General features: G+C 52.2%; 25 protein-coding genes and 1 pseudogene. 16 read left to right on the forward strand and 10 right to left on the reverse strand.

Features of this window, described 5'->3' with window-relative positions; translation table 11 throughout:
- The first annotated feature begins 20 nt into the window (after positions 1–20).
- The 3 genes and pseudogenes from ACFQND_RS26910 to ACFQND_RS26920 form a co-directional block, all read left to right on the forward strand.
- Positions 21–1,049: a cyclase family protein gene (locus ACFQND_RS26910; RefSeq protein ID WP_371439490.1), complete on the forward strand. Its 1,029-nt coding sequence runs from the start codon at positions 21–23 to the stop codon at positions 1,047–1,049.
- A 19-nt stretch (positions 1,050–1,068) separates the two neighbouring features.
- A complete protein-coding gene (locus ACFQND_RS26915; RefSeq protein ID WP_371439455.1) occupies positions 1,069–1,560 on the forward strand; it encodes a flavin reductase family protein in 492 nt (163 codons plus the stop codon).
- A gap of 186 nt (positions 1,561–1,746) precedes the next feature.
- Positions 1,747–1,968: pseudogene (locus ACFQND_RS26920) on the forward strand (helix-turn-helix domain-containing protein); the annotation flags it as partial.
- 115 nt (positions 1,969–2,083) lie between these two features.
- On the opposite strand, the gene ACFQND_RS26925 reads toward ACFQND_RS26920, so the two are convergent.
- The 8 genes from ACFQND_RS26925 to ACFQND_RS26960 form a co-directional block, all read right to left on the reverse strand.
- Positions 2,084–3,085 (reverse strand): 4,5-dihydroxyphthalate decarboxylase, encoded by a 1,002-nt coding sequence (locus ACFQND_RS26925; protein ID WP_377415175.1) that lies wholly within the window; start codon positions 3,083–3,085, stop codon positions 2,084–2,086.
- Between the two features lie 15 nt (positions 3,086–3,100).
- The gene (locus tag ACFQND_RS26930) at positions 3,101–3,964 is read right to left on the reverse strand and encodes an NAD-dependent epimerase/dehydratase family protein (RefSeq protein WP_371439453.1); all 864 of its coding nucleotides are present in this window, start codon (positions 3,962–3,964) and stop codon (positions 3,101–3,103) included.
- On the reverse strand, positions 3,957–4,862 hold the full coding sequence (locus tag ACFQND_RS26935; protein WP_371439452.1) for a VOC family protein: 906 nt from the start codon (positions 4,860–4,862) through the stop codon (positions 3,957–3,959). Before ACFQND_RS26935 ends, ACFQND_RS26930 begins: the two co-directional genes overlap by 8 nt.
- Before the next feature lie 21 nt (positions 4,863–4,883).
- Positions 4,884–6,323 (reverse strand): aldehyde dehydrogenase family protein, encoded by a 1,440-nt coding sequence (locus ACFQND_RS26940; protein WP_371439451.1) that lies wholly within the window; start codon positions 6,321–6,323, stop codon positions 4,884–4,886.
- 16 nt (positions 6,324–6,339) lie between these two features.
- The gene (locus ACFQND_RS26945) at positions 6,340–7,329 is read right to left on the reverse strand and encodes a dihydrodipicolinate synthase family protein (protein ID WP_371439450.1); all 990 of its coding nucleotides are present in this window, start codon (positions 7,327–7,329) and stop codon (positions 6,340–6,342) included.
- 40 nt (positions 7,330–7,369) lie between these two features.
- Positions 7,370–7,846, reverse strand: a complete 477-nt coding sequence (locus ACFQND_RS26950; protein ID WP_371439449.1) for a nuclear transport factor 2 family protein — start codon at positions 7,844–7,846, stop codon at positions 7,370–7,372.
- Positions 7,843–9,207: a Rieske 2Fe-2S domain-containing protein gene (locus tag ACFQND_RS26955; protein ID WP_371439448.1), complete on the reverse strand. Its 1,365-nt coding sequence runs from the start codon at positions 9,205–9,207 to the stop codon at positions 7,843–7,845. Before ACFQND_RS26955 ends, ACFQND_RS26950 begins: the two co-directional genes overlap by 4 nt.
- A 202-nt stretch (positions 9,208–9,409) precedes the next feature.
- Positions 9,410–10,678, reverse strand: coding sequence for a citrate/2-methylcitrate synthase (locus ACFQND_RS26960; RefSeq protein ID WP_371439447.1), 1,269 nt, complete (start codon positions 10,676–10,678; stop codon positions 9,410–9,412).
- A 460-nt stretch (positions 10,679–11,138) separates the two neighbouring features.
- Between ACFQND_RS26960 and ACFQND_RS26965 the strand changes: the two genes are divergently transcribed.
- Positions 11,139–12,089, forward strand: a complete 951-nt coding sequence (locus ACFQND_RS26965; protein WP_371439446.1) for a Bug family tripartite tricarboxylate transporter substrate binding protein — start codon at positions 11,139–11,141, stop codon at positions 12,087–12,089.
- Between the two features lie 22 nt (positions 12,090–12,111).
- On the opposite strand, the gene ACFQND_RS26970 is transcribed toward ACFQND_RS26965, so the two are convergent.
- Positions 12,112–13,185: an NAD(P)-dependent oxidoreductase gene (locus tag ACFQND_RS26970; protein ID WP_371439445.1), complete on the reverse strand. Its 1,074-nt coding sequence runs from the start codon at positions 13,183–13,185 to the stop codon at positions 12,112–12,114.
- 91 nt (positions 13,186–13,276) lie between these two features.
- A complete protein-coding gene (locus ACFQND_RS26975) occupies positions 13,277–13,786 on the reverse strand; it encodes a cupin domain-containing protein (RefSeq protein WP_371439444.1) in 510 nt (169 codons plus the stop codon).
- A 228-nt stretch (positions 13,787–14,014) separates the two neighbouring features.
- Between ACFQND_RS26975 and ACFQND_RS26980 the strand changes: the two genes are divergently transcribed.
- The 12 genes from ACFQND_RS26980 (at position 14,015) to ACFQND_RS27035 (ending at position 24,525) form a co-directional block, all read left to right on the forward strand.
- Positions 14,015–14,983 carry a Bug family tripartite tricarboxylate transporter substrate binding protein gene (locus tag ACFQND_RS26980; RefSeq protein ID WP_371439443.1) on the forward strand — a complete coding sequence of 323 codons (969 nt, stop codon included), beginning with the start codon at positions 14,015–14,017 and terminating at the stop codon, positions 14,981–14,983.
- A gap of 180 nt (positions 14,984–15,163) precedes the next feature.
- A complete protein-coding gene (locus ACFQND_RS26985) occupies positions 15,164–15,532 on the forward strand; it encodes a non-heme iron oxygenase ferredoxin subunit (RefSeq protein WP_371439442.1) in 369 nt (122 codons plus the stop codon).
- Positions 15,533–15,578: 46 nt separating this feature from the next.
- Positions 15,579–16,751, forward strand: a complete 1,173-nt coding sequence (locus ACFQND_RS26990) for an ABC transporter substrate-binding protein (protein ID WP_371439441.1) — start codon at positions 15,579–15,581, stop codon at positions 16,749–16,751.
- Positions 16,752–16,762: 11 nt separating this feature from the next.
- Complete coding sequence (locus ACFQND_RS26995) at positions 16,763–17,677, forward strand: branched-chain amino acid ABC transporter permease (RefSeq protein WP_371439440.1); 915 nt, start codon at positions 16,763–16,765, stop codon at positions 17,675–17,677.
- 4 nt (positions 17,678–17,681) lie between these two features.
- Positions 17,682–18,665: a branched-chain amino acid ABC transporter permease gene (locus ACFQND_RS27000; protein WP_371439439.1), complete on the forward strand. Its 984-nt coding sequence runs from the start codon at positions 17,682–17,684 to the stop codon at positions 18,663–18,665.
- The gene (locus tag ACFQND_RS27005) at positions 18,662–19,417 is read left to right on the forward strand and encodes an ABC transporter ATP-binding protein (protein ID WP_371439438.1); all 756 of its coding nucleotides are present in this window, start codon (positions 18,662–18,664) and stop codon (positions 19,415–19,417) included. Before ACFQND_RS27000 ends, ACFQND_RS27005 begins: the two co-directional genes overlap by 4 nt.
- On the forward strand, positions 19,417–20,130 hold the full coding sequence (locus tag ACFQND_RS27010) for an ABC transporter ATP-binding protein (RefSeq protein ID WP_371439489.1): 714 nt from the start codon (positions 19,417–19,419) through the stop codon (positions 20,128–20,130). Before ACFQND_RS27005 ends, ACFQND_RS27010 begins: the two co-directional genes overlap by 1 nt.
- Positions 20,131–20,156: 26 nt before the next feature.
- A complete protein-coding gene (locus ACFQND_RS27015) occupies positions 20,157–21,125 on the forward strand; it encodes a dihydrodipicolinate synthase family protein (RefSeq protein WP_371439437.1) in 969 nt (322 codons plus the stop codon).
- Between the two features lie 18 nt (positions 21,126–21,143).
- The gene (locus ACFQND_RS27020; protein ID WP_371439436.1) at positions 21,144–22,244 is read left to right on the forward strand and encodes a cupin domain-containing protein; all 1,101 of its coding nucleotides are present in this window, start codon (positions 21,144–21,146) and stop codon (positions 22,242–22,244) included.
- 2 nt (positions 22,245–22,246) lie between these two features.
- A complete protein-coding gene (locus tag ACFQND_RS27025; RefSeq protein ID WP_371439435.1) occupies positions 22,247–22,720 on the forward strand; it encodes an aromatic-ring-hydroxylating dioxygenase subunit beta in 474 nt (157 codons plus the stop codon).
- 45 nt (positions 22,721–22,765) lie between these two features.
- Positions 22,766–24,046, forward strand: a complete 1,281-nt coding sequence (locus ACFQND_RS27030; RefSeq protein WP_371439434.1) for an aromatic ring-hydroxylating oxygenase subunit alpha — start codon at positions 22,766–22,768, stop codon at positions 24,044–24,046.
- The gene (locus ACFQND_RS27035; RefSeq protein WP_371439433.1) at positions 24,043–24,525 is read left to right on the forward strand and encodes a MarR family winged helix-turn-helix transcriptional regulator; all 483 of its coding nucleotides are present in this window, start codon (positions 24,043–24,045) and stop codon (positions 24,523–24,525) included. Before ACFQND_RS27030 ends, ACFQND_RS27035 begins: the two co-directional genes overlap by 4 nt.
- Positions 24,526–24,659 lie beyond the last annotated feature (134 nt).

The raw sequence follows: 24,659 nt of genomic DNA on the forward strand, positions 1-24,659 counted from the left end.
AGAGGAAAACAAACATGGCTATGAACTGGAAAAAACGGCCCGAAGGCTCCAACTGGGGCGACTTTGGAGAAAACGACCAGATCGGTCGCATGAACCTGCTGACGCCCGGCCATCGTTTGCGCGGCATCAGGGAAGTGCGCGAGGGCATTGCCTTCACGCTGAGCCTGCCACTTGATTTCCCCGGGGGCAACGAGCTGTCTCCCTACCGCAAGCCGCCCCGCCTGTTCACCGAAGACCGCGGGGGCGCACCCTACTACAACTACAAGCTCTCATGCCTCTGCGCAGACTTTATCGACCTGGCCACCGATGATTCGGTGCTGCTGCACACACAGTACTCGACGCAGTGGGATGCCCTGTCACACTTTGGCGCGCAGTTTGACCTGGATGGTGATGGCGTTGAGAAGGGTTGCTATTACAACGGCTTCCGCGCCGATGTTGACCTGGTTCCGCCGGGCAAGGGCAACGGACCCTATGCGCGTGCACTGGGCATAGAAAATCTGGCCATGGCCGGCGTGCAGGGCCGCGGTGTGATGGTCGACCTACACCGCATTCATGGCCGCAAGCGGGTGGCGGTAGGCTACGACGAACTGATGCGCACCATGGACGCCCAGGATGCACATCTTGAGCCCGGAGATTTCTTGGTCGTGCATACCGGCTGGGCCCAGGCAGTCCTTGACATGAACAAAAGCCCCGACGGCGTGGCCCTGAGGCATGACCTCTGCCCCGTGCTGGACGGCAATGATCCCAAACTCCTTAAATGGATCGACGACAGCGGCCTAGTCGCCATCTGTGCAGACAACTTCGCGGTCGAAGACGTCTACCGCTTCGAGCCCGGCGGCAACCCGGCCACGGGGAAGCGCAGGACATCCATGCCGCTGCACCACCTGTGCCTGTTCAAGCTGGGGATTCACCTGGGTGAGATGTGGTACCTGACGGACCTGGCTGCATGGTTGGCTGCAAACAGGCGGTCAAGCTTTTTGCTGACGGCTCCGCCCCTGCGGCTGCCGGGCAGTGTCGGCTCGCCGACGACGCCTATTGCCACGGTCTGAACCAGTGCAGAAAATTGTCATGGCAAGCATCGACGAACGCGAATTGCGAAGCATTTTTGGTACCTTTGTGACCGGAGTTACTGTCATAACTTGTCTGGGACCGGACGGATTGCCGCGCGGCGTGACGGCTAACTCTTTCTCGTCGGTTTCATTGGACCCTCCAATGGTGTTATGGAGCCAGAGACTCAACGCACTAAGTTTTCCTGCATACAGAGATGCAGATAGGTTTGTAGTAAATATTCTTGCCGTAGACCAGATCGAACTATCGCAACGCTTTTCTTCGCCCGCACCAAATCGATTCGACGGCGTCGCTTTTGAGCGAGGTATCGGTGAGATACCAGTGCTTATCGGTTGCGCTGCTACGTTGCAGTGCGCGCGAGTAGCTATATATCCTGGTGGAGATCATGCGGTATTTTTGGGACGAGTCGAATATTGCGAAAAGAATGCTAAGCGCCCGCTTGCTTTTAGTTCTGGACGATATGCCGCCGTCAACGAGTTAAACACTGCTTAAGCGCCTGTACGCGACTTCAAAGTGACCCTTGCACTTACAAGTATGTTTTATCGTTCAACAGAGTCTAACGACGTTCAGGATGTTGAATGCTGCTGAAATCTGACCCGCAAAGAGTGGTGATTTCCATCGAAACCTGATCCACGTAGGCCCTACCCTGCTAGTTTTCAAAAGCAGGGGAACTCAGGAGTGATAGACGTGGCGACTTTGAATGTCATCAGGCGCTGGGCACTGCGAGAGCAGATGTCCATCCGCAAAATTGCACGGCGTACAGGCCTCGCACGCAACACAGTAAAGAAGTACCTCAGATCGGAGGAGAGTGAGCCCAGATACGCCAGGCGTGTCACCTCAAGCAAGCTCGATCCCTATGCCGAGAAGCTGGCCGGATGGCTGGTAACCGAGGCAAAAAAATAGCGTAAACAGCGGCGCACTTTAAGACAGATCCACACACCTAGTCAAGTATTCAGGTTCGCTTTGGACGACTACCGCTAGATGATCTGCAGGTGAAGGTCTAAATGCAGGACGTTTAGACCTTGAAGGAAGAAAGCACAGATTTTGGGAATAGCTCATCCACATCCAGCTGCCTCTTACAAACCCCCTGCTCAAATCCAAATTTGCAATATGCAGCAAGTGTTGCGCGGTTGATTTGTCCACCGACATCACTTCCGACGCCGTATGGAAAGAAGTCATCTCCAAACAATGCTTTCATACGGTCCGTGTATTCCTTCAACCACGCCAACGGAGCGTGGGAGGCGGTGACGTCCGACAGGCGCTCCAACGATTGATTCTTGGCAATATTAAAAGCTTTGTAGAGATTCATTCCTACCCATGGGTGCTGCTCCAGGATCGAGCTTTTAACCACCAGTGCATGCATGATTGGATAAATTCTGGTGTCTTTGAAATACTGCTCCTCCAAGGACTGGTATTCCGGCATCAGCCTCTCAATACCGTTGCCCATGGAATCGGGCGCACGTGCTGACATGGCTGCATCGATCTCCCCGTTGAGAAGCATCTCGTTCAAAGACTTGTCGGGCGCCGCTGTGAAGCTGATGCCCTCGGGAAGATGCAGTTTCACCTTTTCAATTCGTCCAGGCTCATTAACCCCAGCTTGTATCCACTTGATGCTTTTTAGATCGATTCCCAAGTAGTCACTGAGAAAACCTCGGCCATAAATGCCAGCAGATTGAGCCCACTCAGGAATACCGACACGTTTCCCGACAAGGTCTTGGGGACGCTTTACAGCGCTATTGGCTTTCACATAAAACATGGAATGGCGAAAAGCTCTGGAGATGAAGACCGGCAACGCCTGGATGCTGTTGTCGTCTTGAGCGCGTAAAGCAAGATACTTCGCAGTCGACATCTCTGAGATGTCCCACTCACGGTACATGGTGAAGCGATAAAAAATTTCTTCAATCGGCAGATTTAAGGGCCTGAGCCGTACACCTTCAACAGGAACGCTGCCATCTGTGATGTCCCGTGTGTGATCGTAAGGTCCGAGGCCGAGCGTAAGGGGCAATTGGTTAATCATGGGCAACAGTTATTTTTATGTTTGGTTACTGGCGGGGGCGTTCTCCCACCTGTGCAGCGGAACAAACCCCAACTCCTGCCTGGCTGCTGAGCAGTCAATTCCACTCCAGTTTGTAGACGAGGAAATCCGTCTTTCTGGCAGGCCAGGATAAAACGTTTGGATCAGTTCGGAAGTGGGCTGCCGCATATTGCTGGTGTCGCACGCAATGTTGTAAACACGGTGCCCTGGCTTATTTCTGCTTAGTGCAAGCCGAACTGCCACCGCGGCATCCCGCACATCAACATAACTCCAGAAACCGGGCGCGCGAAATCCCGGATCATTTAGAAGGTTTTGCACTCGCTCATATTTAGGGTCATAGCTGATACCGGGAAATCTCAAACTCGTAATCGAGGCATTTGTCCTGGCAGCAAAAGAATCGGCGACGCGTTCCCCAACCACCTTGGAGAGTCCGTAAGGATCGGTTGGAAGGGTTGGATGCGATTCGTCTGCGGGCAAATAGGCGGGAGTCTCGCCTTTTCGGCCATAAAGAAATCCATAAACAGCGGTGCTGGAAGCGAGAACAATCTTCTCCAGTTTGTTGTCTATCGCAGCCTTCAAGACGTTATAGGTCATGCGCACGTTGTCACCAAAGGTGGCGCAGTCGCTGGCCAAGTCTGGGGCAATATGTGCAGCCAAGTGGACGATGCCGGCGGCGCCTTGGCAAGCCTCGTACACAGCCCCACTGTCCAGCAAATCAACAACCCAGGAGCGTTTATGACCACCAGGGTGTGGCCGCCTATCCAAACTGAGTACTTCCCATCCATGCCTGAAAAGTTCAGCGATCACCTGTTGCCCCAGCGCTCCACTGCCGCCGGTAACAACAATAAGCTGTTTAGTCATTGATCAATCCCTTACCCGCGAAAGCCATGGCCAATTTTTCGGAGGGTTTTCCTGCCACACCCCACCGGCAGGGCCGCTTTGGAAAATTGGTCCAGTACTCAGCACTACCCACCTCGTAGCTCTCGTCAACCTGATCCATGTCAGTGGTGTATTCGACTGCAAAGCCCTCAGGATCGATGAAGTAACAAAACACGTTATTTCCAGGACCGTGGCGGCCAGGTCCCCATTCAATCGCGTGACCGAATTCCAGTAGACGCCCACTGCCATACATAAGCGAATCGAAATCCTCCATCGCAAACGCAGCATGATTCAGAGACATGGAATCGCCATGAGCCAATGCGATGGTGTGGTGGTCTGCTCCGCACCTCAGAAACGTCATTCGCTCCGTGATGTCACTTACGCGAAAGCCAAGAATTCCGATGAAGAAGTTAATTTGCCTTTCAAACTCATTGCTGTTGAGAACAACATGCGTGAGGCATAGGGGTTTCGTCCGGTCCTCCAACACATGGCTATGTGACACGCGCCCATAAACCAGTTGAATCCTAAGACCCTCAACACCTTCCACCGTCGCCCCATAGCCGCCGCCAGTCACATCGCTCAGCAGGGCTGGGGGATGGCTGATACTGAAGCCTGCATCGCCCAACCGCCCAACCAGGATATCTACAGCGGAACGACTTGACGTTGAGAGTTCAATGCCAACGAACCTTGATCGCTTCCCCTCAACCAGTTCAACAACGTGATGTGTGGTTCCGTTTGCACGAAATAACGTGGAACCAGTCATAGGCGGTCCCGCGAATTCGAGACCAAACACTTCGCGGTAAAAGGTTTTTGCCTGATTCAGGTTCTTAACCTCCAGCTGGAAGCTCTCCAGGCCCGCAACTAAATGCTTGTCAGCCATATCGTTATTCACAATAAGGTCCTACAGTTTGATGTGGATGCTTTTGTTTTCCGTGTAGCTGAGCAGTTCATCAGAACCCTCTTCCCGACCCAACCCACTGTTCTTGAAACCACCAAAGGGCATGCCGTAGTAATGAGCTGAGTTGTTGTTGATCCAGATATAGCCAGACTTAATGGTGCGTGCCGCTCTCATCGCGGTTTTGATATCGTTTGTCCAGATAGAAGCCGTCAAGCCATACTCGGTACTGTTGGCAATGCGGAAAGTTTCTGCCTCGTCGCTCCACTTGAAGACAGAAAGAATTGGGCCAAAAATCTCTTCACGAGCAATCCGCATCTCAGAAGTCACGTTTCCAAATACGGTCGGCTGCAGCCAGTACCCCTTTTTGAAAGCATCGCCTTCTGGGCGCTTGCCACCGATGAGCAGCTTGGCGCCATCATCAAGCCCGGCCTGGACCATGGAGCAAACGCGGTCATAGTGCGCCTTGGAATTCAATGGACCCATTTGGGATCCTGCATCCAGCGGATCACCCATTTTGATGGAAGCAACCCTCTTGAGCAGTTTTTCCATCACCGCGTCGTATATTGATTCATGGAGCATGAGCCGGCTGGCTGAACCGCACGACTGGCCTTGCCAGGAAAAATTCATAGCCTGAACAGCCACTTCGGCAATTTTTTCCGGATCTTGGTCAGGATAGGCAATGAGTGGATTTTTACCTCCCAGCTCAAGCGTGATGCACTTCACGCCAATCTCAGCTGCAGAGCGCTGTATTGCAAGCCCGGTAGGTACAGACCCAGTGAATGCGATGCGCTTAATCCCTGGATGTCTAACAATCGCGTCACCGGCAGACCGGCCGTAACCCGTGACAATATTGACGACGCCAGGCGGAAGCTCTTGCTTGCAGATCTCGGCCAGAATACCTGCGGACAGGGAACTTTGCTCCGGGGGTTTGACGATTACTGAATTGCCAGCCATCAAGGGGGCAGCAAGAGCGTGTGCAGCAAACTTTATTGGATGATTGAAGGGGACAATGCGGCCCACAACGCCATAGGGTTCACGGATAGTGATGTGCAGGTTGTCCGAACTGGCGGGTACAGTTTCGCCTTTTATCTCAGTCGCCAATCCCGCAAAGTACTCGATTGCATGCGCCGCATGCTCAACATCGGCTTTCATTTTGCTGATGGTGTTACCTGTATCCATCACTTCGACGCGAAGAACTTCATCAGCCCGCTTTCGAATGCCAGCTGCTACGTTACGCAGCATATGGGCACGATCGCCAGAAGATAATGCCGCCCATTTAACTTGCGCTGCTTCAGCAGCTACGTAGGCAGCATCTACGTCTTCTTTTGCAGCACTAGGAAAACGCCCAATCTTTTCCTCGGTTGCCGGGTTTAGGGAATCAATCCATTCGCCGGACTTTGCAGCGACCAGCTCTCCGCCGATCAACATTCGCGATTCAATCATTTGATTTGTCTCTTGGTTAAATAGTTTCGGCCTGAGGGATATTGAAGTTCTCTTCGCGGCACAGAGCCGACCAGCGTTGTCCACAAGTGACAGACGCAGCCAGCATTTCATCGGGTAGGTATTGGTAAGGCGGTCGATATGGACCAGCGTTACAGTAGCCAGCAGCGTTGATCCGCGCTTTCTCTATTTGGATGTTGTACTGAGCGAATACCTCACGGTCCGCAATGAGGGGCCTGACTGGTTCGTTGGCCCACTTGAGAGCCGCCGAAAGGCGTTTCACCTCCGACTGGTTGCCACTCAAGACTGCTTTCATCAAAGCGACTACGGGCTGCGGGCCCATGCTCGCAGCCGTAGCCCAGCAGGCCGTCGTTGTGGTGGGTGACTCAGAGAAAAACATCTCCAGAGTCATTTCGTTGGGTACCACATTGATTTTCCCGCCGACGATCTTCAGGAGGTCCGTGAGGCTCTTTGGCCTGGAGTGCTTTGTAGCAACCACGGTAGGTGCCTGTGCAACCACACCTGCCCAGAATTCATCAGGAAAGGTATAGCGAAACGCTCGTGCATTGGCGTAGACCATGATGGCCAAATCAGGATGAACTTTTGAAAGGCCCGCATAAAAGTCCACTGCGCTTCTGTCCGTCACGGGTTGCCACATCGGCGGACCTAACAGCGTTCCATCACCACCGAGATCCTTCACCAGCTTCATCCTCCGGCTTACCTCATGGCCGCCAAGGGCTGAGGTGCCAACGAAAGTGGGTACGCGCTTACCAACAACCTCCAAAAGGCAGGAGACAAAGGTTTCGTAGTCCGGGTTGGATAGGGTGGCGCATTCACCTGTCGTTCCAAGCGCAATCAGACCGTTGGCGCCATCGGCAATCAGCCTGTTTACCAAGCGCTCCGTCTCTTCCAGATCAACGGTGTTTTGCGCATCCAATTCACCCGCGTTTTTTGTAGCAGGTGTTGGTAGGATGGCGTAAAGGCCCTGAATATCTTTTGCGTTAATCATGTCTTCCTTAGTAGTGTTCGATGTGGCAAGGTTTTAGGATCTAAGAAGCGACGGGCTTGTCGTAATGCGTTACCCGATCCCGATTGACCATCACTGCTCGGCTGGCCTTGCGTTTGAATTTCCACACTCCGTTTATGCGCACCAGTTTGTCGGTGTGCCTTAGTAGTCCAAGGGGCATCACGACTGGAGGTGGGCCAGCTTCGGGATCAACACCTTCTTGCCTGTATAGAGTGATGTACTGGATGGTTTCTGCATGGTCTTCATCTATGACATTGATGCGGACATTCGTCACAAGGTGCATGGTCAACCAGGACTCGCGTTCCGTCATAGCTTTTTTTATGCCGACAGGCCCCACTAATTCCTTGCCCAACCTAACCCAGGCGCCGTCTTCTGCGAACAGGTCAGCCAAGTCGTCATATCGCTTCTCGTCCAGATAACCATAGAACTGCAGGAGCAGCTTTTGGCAGTCCCACTCGATTTCTCTTCGGACCGTTGGTGTCACCGTTGAAGCACTCATGCGAATACTGCCTTTCCGTTAGTGTCACGTATCAAGCCTCGTCCATCTTCAGACGACGGCATGTTTTCTGGCCCCAACTTCATTTCGGAAGCTTTGGCAAATCCCTTGAAAGTGTCGACCTTGAAAATTCCATTCTCATCAACCTTGATCTGGAATGGCTCGCGACCTTGCGCAACGGCTTCCATAGATCGCCTCCACAACCTCCTCAGCATCACCACTCCCGTATCCGACGTAGCCAGCAGCTCGTGCTCTCGCGGAGGAATAACTCCCTGTGATTCCTGAATGACAAGATCCTCCAATGGAGGCCTGCCTTCCCAAGCAGGATATTTACGGTAGTCGTAATCCTTTTTTTCACGCGGACCTGCTGTCCCCTCGGCAAGACCACGACTTTTGTCTGAGTCTCTCGGGAAAAAAGTTGATCGGAAATTCCCCGGCCGTACCAATGTGTGACGAAACATCTCGAAGTGCCCATCGTCAATGATTCGCAACATTCCACCGGATTCGCGACGGTCATCTGTGAAGTCTGGTGGCAGCCCGGCACTGATTCCCCCAAAACGCCAATGGGCGGGGGGCGCAATGCTCCAGGTATTCACAAACTTTTTGTCAGGATCAGAGGTGTTGTGAACAAGCACGCTCTTCATGCCAAAAGACGTATCAAATGACTTGTGGGTAATATGACGCCACTCGATATCAACCGATGTATCGCAATGCGGCGCCACATCTTCCGGCGTTTCGCCCGGAGCTAGCATGTGCAGCACGTACACATGACCCATATCTGCAAAGTTTTCCAGGAAGTTCTGATAGTTGTAATTCCGAAAGTCTCCTCGCTCTACAACCAGCTCTCCATCGGTTCTAGCCAGAATGTCAATTTTTGGAAGTGGTGGGGGCGAGTCGCCGCCAGGTCCCATATAAGTCCAGACAATCCCAGCCCACTCCTCTACGGGATACCACTTCTGCTTGACTTTCGCGAGCAGCGGTGTGTTGAGGGGTTCCAGCGGCATGCGGACACAAGCACCTTTGCGGTCATAGGTCCAGCCGTGATATGAGCACTCCAGACCTTCTGCACGAATCTGCCCGTATTGCAACGAGGCACAACGATGCGCGCAACGGTCTCCTATGAGACCAACTTTTCCATCAAGCCCTCTGAACGCGACCAAGTCTTCGCTCAACATCCGAACTGGATACGGTATGTCTTGAAGATCTTTTGATAGGCATACGGGATGCCAGTAGCGGCGAAGCATTTTTCCGCCCAAGGTGTCCGGGCCAGTCAGCGGAAACTCCCTTAGAAAATCCGCTTGTGTATTGAATACTTTCGCAGGAGCAGCCGCGGGTACGCGAGGTTCATTGACTGAATTTTCCATTCTTTCTCCGGATAAGCACGCCGACGTTTTGGCGTAAAACAGGAGTGAACTTTAGTCAGTTGCAGCAACTTCATCAATCTTGATTATTCGTCAATTGATTTGGCTTTTCCACGAGGAATGTAGCCCCGTAAACTGCAGGTGCCAACTCGTATCGCCACCACTTTGGTGCAGAGATCAAAGCGTTTATACGACTGTTAACGGCCTACGAATGTTCCGATGTCAAAAAACTTGGGCCCACATACCGCGCTCTTGGGCGAACCATATATCCGCCAAGTCTTTGCTCGAATGCATGCGCTACCCAACCTGCGCTTCTTCCAATGGCCATCAATACACCAGGCGAATGAGCGGGCATGCCAAGCGCGGTAGACATCGCCACCAATCCGATGGCAAGACTAGGCCTAGCGCCTAACTCTTCTCCAGCCGCACGAACAGACTCCACCACAGCCCGAACAGCGGGGTTCTTACCGTTAAGCGCCACTGCAGCTTCCAACATGAACTCGGCTCGGTGGTCTACGTCCGGATAGAGCGGATGGTTGTATCCAGGAAGGGCTTCTTTTCTTTTGATGCAAGCATTTAGAGCAGCGACATACTCCTTGGGTGATGAGGCCCTGTGCAACAGCAGCTCCGCCTGATCACATCCTAAACCTGTCAAAAGTCCTTCAAACGCGCCCAGAGCCGTATTGACGCATGAAAAAATATCAGCGCCGGCTGATGCTGCGACACGCGCAGCAAATGTCGAAGTGGACAACTCGTTATCAGCCGACAGCACTAGACATATGTTGATGGCCTCCACTGATTCAGACGTTATAGAAATTCCCGCAGCTCTAGCCACTTTTGCCGCGAGCATTTCTGCATTTAGTGAAAGTTCGTATCTGGGTTTTGGTCGCAATAAACCGATGCCAGGAATCAGAACCTGGATCAACTGGCGTGCTGCGAGAACAGGGGCTCCCAGAGACAACTCTGGATTTTTTCCAGCCGAGGCGGTGTAAGCCTCCGCGATTAGGGCGAGAAGTCTGCGCGAATTACTCAACTTCGCAATTGCAGGCAACACTGCGGCAAATGGAGGGAAAGCCTCGGGGACTGTGGGCGGACTCCATGTTGGCGACTCCACCGGCAATACACCTGTCCATAACAGTTCCACTATGTCCTCAAAGGTGCGAGATGCACGAGCAAGATCGACGGCGTTTCTGCCACGGTAATGAGGACCATTCGCCTCAATTGATGAAATTGAGGTGGGCAATATAAGTCCAGCCCCCCACCGCATTGATCTGTCGCCAACTGCAAGTTCAGGTGTTCCCTTGCGACTTCGCATAGCCACTGACTCGACATCTTCACGGCTGTACAGGCTGGCTTTTCTTCCCGCCTGGGAAGCCGTTCTCACCAATCCCCTACTCACATATGCGTAGAGTGTCTGGGGTTTGACCCCAAGTATGGCCGTCGCCTGCTTCATATCTAGAAACTTCTTGTCCACCGCGCTGTTGTCGTCACTGATTTCAGCCGACGCATTCCCGCGTACCGACTTCGAAGGTGACGTCAGACGAGCCTTTCTCCAACTGGCGGGTGTGTTCTTGGGCATATCTACGCGGGCGGCCTTTAAAAGGAAACCACTTGGGATGGGCTCAGGTCGGCACCTCGCAAACACTCTGCGCCATTCATGAGGTCCTTCAACACAGAACTTCCACAGCAGGGTAAACCCTTGTTCGCGTGAGCCAAAAAAGTAACGTCTCTATACATAAATTGTCGTGCGCCGATATCGCTTGTTGCTTACTAGTAATAACACTGAGTCTGTGTGTACTTATGTGCGGCGTCAATGTTGATTGTTCATCAACTTATTAGCGGATCGCTGTTTGGATTGATGAATAGTCAAGATTGAACGACTCTGCGTTCGGTCCTATATTGCGCTCTCGTTGAAAAATATTCAGGAGACTGTGTTGTTTAAAAAATTAGTTTGGATTTCTTGTTTAGTACCGTTGATGGCGTTGACAGCTCACGCGCAGACCAAGGTGCTGAGAATTGTCGTTCCGTATCCGCCAGGTGGTTCGCCAGACAGTACCGCACGGGTGATTGGGGAAAAAATCCAACAGGGCGGAAAGTACAGCGTGGTAGTCGACAACCGTCCTGGCGCCGGCGGAACCGTCGCAGTTGATACTGTCAAGAACGCTCCACCTGATGGACTAACTTTGTTGTTGGCCGACTCATCGACCTACTCAATTGCACCGAATGTCAGGAGAAAGTCGACCTTTGATCCACTCAAGGATTTGAAGCCGGTGAGCTTGGCATCAACCTCACCCATTTTTCTTATTGCCAAGCCTGAGACTGCTACATCTGTCAAAGAGCTTGTGGATTATCTAAAGCGTAATCCCGACGCCCCCTACGGATCCTCTGGCTACGGCACGGCTCATCACTTGGCAATGGAGTTGTTCAAACAGTCATCAGGACTCAAGATGACCCACGTCCCATACAAAGGTGCATCACAGACCGCGCCTGCCGTAGCGAGCGGCGAAGTAATTGCCACCTTTGCTGGACTCACCCTCGCAAACGCATTCGCACAAGGCGGCAAGGTAAAAATACTTGCCATCGCTGAACCCAAGCGCTCCGCATTGGCCCCAAATATCCCAACAATTGCCGAGAGCGGTCTTCCTGGCTATAGCATCGTAATAACGCTAGGCTTTCTGGCAAACGCCAAGACGCCTGACGCGATCGTCAAAGAGCTCAACGAAGAGATTGCGAAGGCCGTGAATTCGCCCGATGTCAAAACGAAGTTGAATGGGCTCGGAGTAGAGCCAGCTAGCTCCACTCCACAGAAGTTTGGCGAACAAATAGCGGCCGAACTAAAGAGCTTTGGCAGTATTACCAAAGCAGCCAACATCCAGGAAGAGTAATCTTCCACGCCACCTAAAGAGGTTATCGCATTTCGACCGCTTGTTTGAGACGCGATACCCTCTGGCGAAAAGCTTCGATGCCTTCTGGATTTCGGAGATAGAGTGGAAGTTCTCCAGCCAAGAGCCTCCAAATGTTTTCCATTGCCGCCGGCACAAGTGCTTCGTAGACCTCTCTGGAGTGGCCAATCATGTGCGGCGTCAGGATGACATTACTCATCTTCCTGAGTGGACTAGATTGTGGCAAGGGCTCAACTTCAAAGGTATCGAGTGCGGCGCCACCAATGCGCCCGCTCTGCAACGCATCGATTAAGGCAATCTCATCAACGGCATCACCACGAGCGATATTGACGATATATGCACCGGCCTTCATCAAACTAATTGCTGTCTTATCAATAAGCTTGCGACTGGTTGAGTTGATGGCTACAGCCACGATTACAACATCAGACTCTCTCAATAGCGTTTCGAGCGATACCGCAGTGGCGCCCTCGCCTTGAGTCCCGGCAGTCAACGACCGACTATTTGCCAGAACCCTCGCTCCAAATGCATTGAGCCTCTTGGCGACGGCTTGGCCGATTTTTCCAAAGCCAATAATTCCGACGGTTGAGCCCTTGATCATTCGCGCCAAGGCACCTTCCGCGCCAGGAGGCGGCTTTACCTTAACACCCTTCAGAATATTTTCCACTGAGTGAAGCTGATACATCAGCGCCAGCACAAGCATGACGGTAGCCTCGGCCATACTCTCATAGTTCTCCCTTACCGCTCCATGCCCAATCAGAATTCCCAACTCGTTTGCTGCAGCGATATCAATGGTTTCGGTTCCGATCGTAGGATTAACGATTCCTCTTAATTGACCCGAAGCCTCAAGGACCGCTCGCGAACATCTTGATCGTGAGCTGAACATGGCTACATGGGCTCGACCGAACAATGCATTGAACGTCGCAGGTTCGTACTCCAACACTGAACCAGGAGTTGAATGAGGCCCTCGAATAACCTCTACATTTGCGCTACGCAGGTTGTCAGCTATTTCGTCCAACAGTGGATCAACTGCATGATCCCGGCAAACGAACACGGTCGGGTTTTCCATCTCTGCATGCATAAATCAGTTTCTAGCCGTCGTAATAATTGATTTGTCCAAAATCGACAGAGCGAGACGGTGTCAGTCTGTCTGTATCGGTTGATCAAACAGTTCAGCCAAATACCTTGTCGTCGTGAAGTTCATAGGGGACTTCCTTGTTTTTCTCAGAGTAGCCACCAAATGGAGCGCCCTTTTCATCGATGCGTGCCAAGATGTTTCCCGTAGGATCTATAGCAGCCCCAATGCGAAGTAAGACGAGCGGCTCTTCTTCTTTGGCGTGAAATTTGTACAGCGCGCCGCAAGGTATCAAAACGCAGTCGTTTTTTGCCACCTCTCGCATTTCACCACGGGGCCCATAAAAAATCGCTCCGCCCTGCAGCACCACAAATAGGTGATCCTCGTTAGAGTGCGCATGCAGCTCATTTTCCCCGCCCGTGGCATAGGTCTTCAGCACCACGTTCATTTGGCGAGATGCACCAAGGACCTGGTTGGTTCGGCCAAGCCGCGGCAACTTGGCGTGGATGTGAAAAAAGCTCGGGGCCTGTTTCGCGGCAAATTTGTTGATCTCAATCATCCACTCGGCTTCGGAATTGACGATAGGTGCGAATTCAATCTTGTTCATGCGTAGCTCCTCGGTGTTGGATTACGTCGAGTCTAGTAATACCGGCTGGCCCAGACAATCTTGATTAACACTCAATGCGGGTTAACCAGATTCGCATGGCTGACGCGCATTGGTTGAGTAATCGTCAAGATTGGCGAACATGGCTGCCTGAGCTAGTCTTCGCCACAACTTGCAACCGCAAGCTGCGCAACACCATCAAAAAAGAAGGCAGCCAACATGAGACGAAGAGTGTGTTTAAACATCGCGGCATCGGCTGTACTAACCTCGGTTGGAGGACTCGCCAAAGCGCAAGGCGGGGCTCAGGATGTGTACCCTTCCAGGCCAATAAAGATCATCGTCCAGTTCCCCCCTGGAACCACACCCGATACCCTCGCCAGGATTGTTGCGGAATACTTGCAACCGCGACTTGGTCAACCCGTAGTAGTAGACAACAGGCCAGGCGCAGCGGGAAATATCGCCGCTGACTTTGTTGCAAAGAGCACGCCCGATGGATACACCTTGCTGCTTGGTCAAAGCGGTTTGACTTGGGCCTCAGCCCTCTTTCCCAAACTTCCTTTTGATCCGTTAGCGTTCGCACCAATCAGTGTGCTTGCTGGAGTTCCATTTGTTGTGACAGTAAGAAAAGATCTTCCAGTCAAATCGGTACAAGAGCTTGTAGCCTACGCGAAAAATAATCCAGGCGTCTTGGCTTGCGGCACATCCGGAAATGGCTCACCGCAGCATCTGCTTGCAGAATTGTTCATGAACAAAACCGGAACGAAGATGAATCTCGTGCCATATAAGGGAACGAACCTGATCATGCCGGATTTGATTGCAGGGCGGATTGATGTCATGTTCAGCGCCGCTGATGGAGTTCTCCCTCACATTCAAGCTGGCCGCGTAAAGGGTATCGCCACCGTTGACAACCGGCGGCTTGCCGCCCTACCCGATTTGCCCACCTTGGCAGAAAGCGGCATTCCCGTAAACACCATGATGTGGGTAGGCCTCCTTTCAGCGCCCAACACCCCTCCAGCGATCACACGCCGGATCTCAGACGAGCTCAGATCGATGAAGAACAGTCCTGCAATCCTGCAGCGAGTCTCGGCTGCTGGAAACGACCTTCGAGTGGACGGTCCTGATGAGATGCGCAAGACTATCAGCAAGGATCACGAGGTTTGGACGCAACTCATCCGAGATGCCCGCATCACCCTCGAATAGCTTTCGAGCGGAATGTGGCTAACGGTCAAACACCTTTAACACCAACCTGGGCAGTCACCGCTAATGTCGAGCGGCAACGCAACATCTCGCCCGTGACTGGGTTCCATTCTGGCTTTACGAAAAAACCAAGTCCGGGAAAATACTTAGTTAGTTATCTAAGTATATTGCTATATTTATTCAATGACTTTCCAAACAGACCACGCTGATCCCTCTGGCGAAGCTCAAGCTGGAGACATTTTCTCAACGGCTATTGAGGCAACCGAAGTGCCCTTAGGACACGTCAAGAAGGTAATGCACGAGGGTTCAGAAGTAGCCATATACAACGTCGAGGGATGCTTTTATGCAACCCAGGATCAATGCACCCACGGACTTGCGTCACTCTCCGATGGCTTTCTCATCGGTGAATTCATTGAATGCCCACTGCATCAGGGAATGTTTGATGTACGGACCGGAGAGGCCACCGCAGCCCCATGCGATATCTCTTTAAAGACCTATAAAACTTCACTTAAGGACGGCGTGATCTTTCTGGCGCGTTCTACTGGTGAATGACAGCGTTACGTTTGAGGCCTTGTCGAAAACCACTAAAGGAGACCCTATGAAAAAAGCACTTTTATCCGTTTCGGTATTTTTTGCCGCCCTACTCACTGGAGCCTGTGTCAGCGCACAAACGCCGTTGAAAATAGGATTTTTAGGAGAACTGTCTGGTCCTCAAGGTGCGTTGGGGCAGGACCAATACGATGGCTTCATGCTTGTGGTTGAGCGCAATGGTGGCAAGCTTGGCGGTGTCCCGGTCCAAGTCATAAAAGAAGACACCCAACTAAAGCCCGACGTAGCCATGCAGGCGGTTCAGCGATTAATTGACCGCGAAAAAGTCCAAATCATCACGGGCGTCACCTTCTCCAACATCATGATGGCAATACAAAAGCCTGTCACGGACAAAGAAGTGTTCCTGATAGGTTCCAACGCCGGACCATCACCGATTGCCGGCGCCGCATGCTCGCCTTATCAATTCCTTGTTTCTTGGCAGGTGGACCAACTCGCTGAAGTGTTCGGAGTCCATGCAAATGAAAAGGGGCTCAAGAAGGTCTACCTGATGGCGCCCAACTACCAGGCCGGTAAAGATTTCCTGGCTGGGTTCAAGCGCACTTTTAAGGGACAGATTGTTGACGAGATATATACCCCACTAAACCAGCCCGATTTTTCCGCCGAGTTGACCCAACTGTCCGCAGCAAAACCCGACGGTGTGTTCGTGTTTTATCCAGGCGGCCTGGGCATCAATTTTGTCAAGCAGTATCAGCAAGCAGGACTTATGGGAAAGATTCCATTGATGTCCGGTGGTGCGGTGGATGGCACAACCCTGCCGGCTTTGAAAGAAACAGCCTTGGGTGTTCTGGGCGCGTTCCCATGGGGTCCCGATCTGGACAATGCGGCAAACAAACAGTTTGTCGAAGAGTTCGAGCGTAAACACAACCGCATTCCTGCCGCGTTTGCGGCGCAAAGCTATGACGCTGCTTTGCTACTTGATTCAGCAATAGCCAAAGTCAAAGGCAATGTGGCGGATAAAAAATCTTTTATGGCAGCCCTTAAATCCGCTGATTTCAAATCAGTTCGCGGACCATTCAAGTTCGGAAATAACAACTTTCCGATTCAAAACTTCAATATTCAAGAGGTCGCCAAAGATACACGGGGTCGCGTCAGTCTCAAGACAATTGCGACTCCCTTCAAATCTCAAGCAGACTCCTATCACGCCTTATGTGCGATGAAGTGAGGAGATGAATTTTGTCTTTAGTTCTTACGCAACTACTGAACGGAATTCAGCTCGGAGCGCTTCTGTTTTTGCTGTCAGCTGGCTTGACGCTTGTATTTGGCATCATGAACTTTATCAATCTGGCACATGGTTCCCTTTTCATGATGGGTGCGTATTTCGCAGCATCCGCCTTTGCCGCCACTGAATCATTTTCAGCAGCCATGCTGGCCGGCATTGGGGGAGGTGCACTACTTGGCGTGATCGTGGAGAGACTCATAGTTGCCCACATGTATGAGCGTTCACACCTGCATCAGGTCCTCGTCACATTCGGAATGGTGTTGTTCTTCAATGAGCTGGCAAGGATACTTTGGGGCGCAACGTCTATACATGCAGGAAGCCCCAAAGCTTTCTCGGGCTCTGTAGAAATTCTCGGCAACCCGTATCCGAGCTATCGGCTGCTAATAATCGCCCTGTCACTGGCGGTTGCCGCAGGCCTCTACTTTTTTATTCGTCACACCCGCCTGGGAATGCTGGTTCGGGCATCAGCATCGAGATCCGATATCGCCAGCGCCATGGGCGTGAACGTCGTGCTGCTCAAGCGTTGCCTATTTGCGTTTGGTGCTGCACTAGCTGGATTGGCGGGCGTAATGGCCGGACCAATCACCTCAGTGCAGCCAGGTATGGGAGAGCCCATTCTCATCATGACGTTGGTCGTGATTGTCACCGGGGGGATCGGCTCCATTAGAGGAGCATTTTTCGGCGCCATGGTCATTGGTATCGCCGATACAGTGGGGAGAGTCTATATACCAATGTTATTGCGCGCCACGTTCGAAAGATCTGTTGCGCAAGCAATTGGCCCTGCCCTTGCTTCCATCATGATCTATCTGCTGATGGCATGTGTTCTTGCACTGCGGCCCCAAGGACTGTTCCCTGTCAAGCATGGCTAATCTAATGTCAAAACTGAACAGCCGCCGCAATTGGATCGGACTCGCAACTTTTGCGTTGTTTGCACTGTTTCCACTTTTTGCAGATCTGGCCAACCAAGAGTATTACGTCACCTTTCTGACTCGCGTACTCATTATTGGGCTGGCAGCGATCGGGTTGAACATCGCGCTCGGTTATGCAGGCATGGTGAGTTTTGGGCACTCCCTCTACATAGGCGTCGGCGCATATACGGTCGCAATCATCTCGGACTCCGGAATATCAAACGCGGCACTCCATCTGGGTGTTGCCCTGTGCGCCGGCGCGGCGATCTCATTGGTCGTCGGCCTAGTTTGTTTGCGCACTACCGGGGTAGCGTTCATCATGATCACCCTTGCATTTGCCCAGATGTTCTATTACGTTGTAGTGGGCTTGAAGCAATACGGCGGCGATGACGGGATGTCCCTGCCCTCGCGAAGCACTTTTGGCGCCATCAATCTGGAAAACAACAACGTCTTTTACTACCTTTGCCTGACGACCGTCACTTTTGCTGTTTTGGGCGTTTACCGGATGTCCATGTCGCGATTCGGTTCGGTAATAAGGGGATGCAAACTAAACGAGCGCCGAATGGCTGCGCTTGGATTTGCAACTCTTCGCTACAAGCTTTTGGCATACGTAATTTCTGCTGAGGTGTGTGTAGTTGCTGGCTTTCTACTAGCCAATCTTGCCAAATTTTCATCGCCGTCATACCTGCAGTGGAGCATGTCGGGCGAACTTATCGTTATGGTCGTTTTGGGCGGTATGGGCACGGTATTGGGCCCGCTTCTCGGCGCAATCTGTTTGCTATTTTTGGAAGAAGTACTTGCCAATTTTGGATTGCCCCTTCCGTTTGGAGTCAGCAGCTTTATCCAGTCTCACTGGATGCTATTGATTGGTTTGTTTATCGTAATCATCGGACTTCGCGTTCAACATGGCCTGGCCAGCTTTATCAACCGCGGGAAGCAGGACGCATGAATTCGCTTCTGGAAGTCAAACGGTTAACGAAAAGATTTCGTGGCATTGCCGCCTCAGACGGTTTGGATTTAAAAGTCACACGCGGTGAGTTGCACGCCATCATCGGGCCCAACGGTGCTGGCAAATCGACATTGATTGGCCAGTTGTCTGGCGAAATTACACCCGATAGTGGCTCCATTGCGTTCGACGGAGTGGACATCACGCACATGCCGATACACAAGAGGGCATTACTTGGTGTCGCTCGTTCGTATCAGATCACTTCAGTCTTCGAGGAACTCACAGCATTACAAAACGTCGCGCTAGCGGTGCAAGCCAGGAGTGGACATAGTTTTGGCGTTTTGGGCGAAGTCGCCCAGGAATGGAAGCTTCTCGAACCCGCATCTCAGGCAATCGAAGCCGTCGGCCTTTCGGAGTCCATGAATCACCCTGCCGCACTTCTAGCGCATGGAGCGCGAAGACAGCTCGAGCTTGCAATGGTTCTGGCAATGCGACCAAAGATTTTGTTGTTGGACGAACCCATGGCGGGAACATCTCCAACCGAATCCAAACAGATCGTCGGCCTCCTGAAAAAGCTTCGCGGAACCATGACCATAGTACTTATCGAGCATGACTTGCAGGCGGTGTTCGAACTTGCAGATCGAATCAGCGTGTTGGTCTACGGCAAGGTCATTGCAAGCGGGCATCCTGACGAAATTCGGTCAGACCCAAGGGTCATAGAAGCCTATATCGGCGAAGAGGGGCTGGTTTCGTGATCGGGAACGTACTCACTGCAAAAAATATATCGGTTCGATACGGCGCCAGTCAGGTGTTATTTGACGCCGAAATTGAGATCGGTCGTGGAGAGTTCGTGTCCCTGCTCGGCCGCAATGGAATGGGCAAGACGACATTCGTTAAGGCCCTGATGGGAATGAAGTCAATTGAAAGTGGATCTGTCTTTTTCTGCGGGCAACAGGTTGCCGGGAAACCGGACTATGTGATTGCACGTCTGGGTATGGGGATTGTTCCGGAAGGGCGCGGGATATTCCCCAATCTGAGCGTCAACGAGAACCTTGTTGCAACGGCGATGCAGCGCAAGGGAAGCATGTCAACTATCTGGACTGTGGATAGCGTGTACGAACTCTTCCCTGGTCTGCGCAAACGAATCCAAAACCTGGGCAGCGATCTATCCGGTGGAGAGCAGCAGATGCTGGCTATCGGACGAGCGTTGATGACCAACCCCCAACTTCTTATCCTCGACGAGGCTACCGAGGGACTAGCACCTCTTATCCGTCACGAAATCTGGTCATGCCTTGCCAGGCTCAAGAATGAGGGTCTGTCTCTACTAGTCATCGACAAAAACATCAAGCCGATGCTGGGCTTGGCGAATCGGCATTACATCCTTGAAAAAGGCCGGGTTGTCTGGAAGGGCAACTCTTCTGAGCTGTCTGACTCGCCTGAAATCATGTCGAAATATTTGAGTCTTTAAATAACTTCCAACCTCTGGAGAAAAATATGAAGTTGACCATGCAAGATATTCGCGGTGTCGTTGGGATTATTCCTACCCCCGCAACCCCCGATGCCGAGAGCTGGGCGGCTCAGAACACCATTGAATTCGATCAGACTATCAAAATGGTACGTACGGTTGTTGACGCTGGTGTTGACATCATCATGACGACTGGAACGTTCGGCGAGTGCGCAACACTGACCTGGGAAGAACTCCGCTCTTTTACAGAATGTGTCGTTAAAACAGTCGGAGGCCGTCGTCCAGTGTTTGCTGGCGTTACCACTTTAAATACCCGCGACACGATTCAAAGGGGGCGCGACCTGATGGCGCTCGGGGCGGATGGCTTGTTCGTCGGACGTCCGATGTGGCTTGCGATGGATGACATAGCCATAGTCCGCTTCTACAAGGACGTGGCGGCTGCATTGCCTGGAGTGCCACTGGTCGCATACGACAACCCCTCCGCCTTTAAAGGAAAGATTTCACCTGCTGCATACCGTGCGCTCGCTGAGATCCCCGAGATCATCGCCTCAAAGCACGTAGGTGGGCCTGCACTTGTGCCCGACTTGTTGGCGGTGGGCGACAGGATTCGACTGTTGCCGCTGGAAATTGACTGGTATGAACTGGCAAAGGCACATCCAGAACGCGCAGTTGCCTGCTGGTCAGGAAGCGTCGCCTGCGCCCCAGCTCCGTTGGTTGCATTGTCAAAGGCGATCCTGAGTCAAAAATGGAGCGAAGCCAGCGCCATCAGCGAGCGTTTGAATTGGGCGGTTCGCGCAATGTTTCCTGGTGGGGATCTATCCAAGTTCATGGACTACAGCATTCCGCTCGGTCATGTTCGCTTTCGCGAAGCCGGGCTGTTTGAACCAGGCCCATGCCGGCCACCATACCTTGCAGCACCCGCCGATTATGTAGAAGGCTCGCGCGTCTGTGGACAGAGGTGGGCAGAGTTGCAACGCGAATACACCAAATCTTCCTGATGAGAATCGGAGAGACCTATGACTAACGGAACCTCAACCAGTACCCCTGTCAAAACGCTTCAGGAATTTGATACGGCTTTAGCTGAGTCTTCAATGCGAGGCCAGTGGCAGTACGACGAGATGCTCGAACGCCTCATCGGTGGACCCAAATCAACGGTACGCGCGATGCTCTGGAAATGGGAAGCCATTCAGAAGCAGTTGATGGAGGCATGCGCAGTTATGCCCGAGAGCTTTACTGCACGTCGCAATCTTTCTTTTATAAATCCTGGTCTGGAGCGCGGCGGCACTACGCAGACAATTCTGGCTGGTATGCAGATTGTCAAACCTGGAGAAGTGGCATGGGCGCATCGGCACCCAATATCAGCCCTTCGATTTGTTATTGAAGGCGACACTAAACTCTACACCGTCGTGAATGGCGAACCTCTTCCGATGGAGCCAAATGATCTCGTTCTGACGCCCGCCTGGAGCTGGCACGACCATCACAACGAGAGCGACGGACTGGGTATATGGCTAGACGTTCTGGACGTGCCATTAATGCTCTCGCTTGGACAGATGGCGTACGAACCATTGGGTCAAACCACTCAACAACTACTTCCAGATTCAAGTCACCACCTTTCTGCACGGACAGGCATCGTCCGTCCACTATGGGAAAAACCGCCAACCGGTGACCTGCCTTGCCGCTACCCCTGGAAAGAAGTACGGCGGCAGTTGGATGTTTTTGCCGATTCGGATGGTTCACCAAACGATGGAGTGATCCTCGAATATGTAAATCCGCTAACCGGGGGACCTGCCCTGCCTACCTTGCGCTGCTGTGTACAACGCCTGCGGCCAGGGTTTAAGGGTCAGAAACATCGCAAGACCTCAAGCACAGTGGTTTATGTCATTGAAGGCCATGGCACAACACGCATTGGTGAGACCGAGATTAGCTGGGGTCCCCGCGATTTATTCGTCCTGCCTACGTGGGCATGGATAGAACATCAAAACAATTCTTCCAGCTCGGAAGCATTGCTTTTTTCAGTAAGCGATGCCCCTCTTCTGGAGGCCGCACATCTTTACCGGGAAGAACCGGAGTCGACTGTCCGCAGCCGATCCGTGTCAGAAACCAAAAAAGAGAAGTGAACATGACCGACCTCAATCTGCACTTGAAGATCAACGATTTTTACACCCGATATGCAGAATCAATCTGCGATGGTGATATCGAGACCTGGCCAGAATTCTTCACTGAAAAATGTCTTTACCGCATTATTCCAAAAACTAATTACGACCGAAAACTCAGAATCGGCCCCATGTTCGCCGAGAGCAAAGGCGCGCTAAAAGATCGCGTCGTGGCTATCAAGGAAACTCTTGTCTACTCCGCGCGCAGCATTACTCACCTTGTAAGCGGAGTCCGGATCGTAAGCGTGCAGGGCGACCTTTTAAAGACACGAAGCATGCTGGCCATCTACCAAACACTGGTAGACGGTACAACCCATATTCAACTTGTTGGGCGTACTTTCGACTCCATCGATCTTGGCGACGGAACACCAAAGTTCAGCGAAAGAATCGTGGTTTTTGACTCAGAGCTTCTCGCCGGCGCGCTGGTTTTTCCAGCCTAGGCTTTTGAGGCTGTGTTTCTTTTCAATATTTAGTGGAGATTTTCTATGTCAGATCAAAAAGCAGGTTCTGAACTCAAGCCCATCAAGATCTGGTCGCGGGACGACTGTTCACGCATTCCCCAGTGGGTTTACACAGACGCCGAAAATTACAGCCAGGAACTGGAGCGCATTTTTTACGGCCCGCATTGGCATCTGATTGGCCTGGCGAGCGAGACACCAAACACCGGAGACTTCAAGCGGGCGACTATCGGCGAGCGCTCCGTCATCATGACTCGAACAGACTCTGGCGATATCAGTGTCCTTCTAAACAGCTGTGCTCATCGCGGCGTTGAAATCTGCCAGGCAAAGTTCGGCAGCCAAAAAGAAATAATGTGCCCATACCACCAGTGGACGTACGACCTGAACGGAAAATTAATGGGGGTTCCATTCCGTAGGGGCGTCAAGGGAAAGGGAGGCTTCCCGGCTGATTTTGATCCCGCCAAGCACGGCCTGCGAACATTAAAAGTAGAAAATATCAACGGCGCGGTGTTTGCAAGCTTTGACCATAACGCCCCGCCCATGAAAGAGTACCTTGGTGATGAGAATTACAAATACCTGATTCGTATTTTCAATGGGCGACCCGTAAAAGCAATTGGCTACCAGCGACAGCGTATCAAGTGCAACTGGAAGCTTTATATGGAAAACATCAAGGATCCATACCACGCATCGCTTCTCCACGTTTTCCTGATCAGCTTCGGGCTATACCGCATCGACCAAAAAGGCGAGACAGTCACAGATGCTCGAACCTTGTCCCACAACGTTTTTGCTTCGATCCGAAATGCGCCCGGCGAGACTTCCGGTACCGAAGACATGAAGTCATTCCGGGAAAACCTCAAGCTCAATGACATGAGTATCGTCCAGGCAACGAAAGAGTATGACGACGATGTAACCATCCAGATTCAAACCATATTCCCTGATCTGGTCCTGCAACAACAGGGAAACAGTCTTCAGATGCGATATGTCATTCCAATGGGACCCAACGAGTTTGAATTGCTCTGGACTTATTTCGGCTACGAAGACGACACTGAAGAAACCACCCTCCGGCGCCTCAGGCAGGCTAACCTGACGGGCCCCTCCGGCTTTGTCTCAGTGGATGACACTGAAGTCCTGGAGTATTCACGAGCGGGCATCGGCCCCAATCCCGCCAACGATGCAGTTCTCGAGCTTGGAGGGAGAGAGGCCAAACCACCGGCGGACGGCAATATGGTGACGGAAGGACCGATAAGGGGGTTTTATCAGTACTATCGTCAGGTAATGCATCAAGAGGGAACTGGACTTCGACAATGAGTAAACGCACCACCGACCGACTTCAACCTGGATTAGATGAGAGCCTTGGGTTCCTTATTTGCGATACAGCACGCTTTGTCAAACGAGTGCTGTACGCGAGGCTGGCACCATGGGGCATACCCGGTAGCTGCTGGTTTTTGCTCCGTGTCCTCTGGCAGGAAGATGGTGTCTCACAACGGGAACTCAGCGAGCGTTTAGGCGTTGCCGAACCTTCAGTTGTTGTGATGTTGCGGGGCCTGGAAAAAAAGGACCTGATTCGGAGGGAGCGTGATGAGGTGGATCGCAGAAAAATGCGAGTATTCCTGACGGAGCGGGCGGCGGCTCTCGAACAAGAGCTCATGGCGGTTGCAGAAGACGTGAATCACACCATGCTTCACGCCCTATCCGGAAAAGATGAGAAACAGGTAACAAACAATCTGCGGTCTATACGGGAGCAGCTTTCAGCCTCTTGTGAAGGTGCGGAAATGGTCGATGACTAAACGCCATATGCAGCCGATTATTCATTGACTTTGGGCCATCGAGCTCTAAAAGCTCGCGCGGAGAAATTTGCCAATTCCAACAAGTCGGCTTCGCGCATAGGCCTTTTGATATTCATTCATTTCACAAAAACAAG

It is taken from the genome of Polaromonas aquatica (assembly GCF_042659145.1).
In the GTDB taxonomy this organism is placed as follows: domain Bacteria; phylum Pseudomonadota; class Gammaproteobacteria; order Burkholderiales; family Burkholderiaceae_C; genus Polaromonas; species Polaromonas aquatica.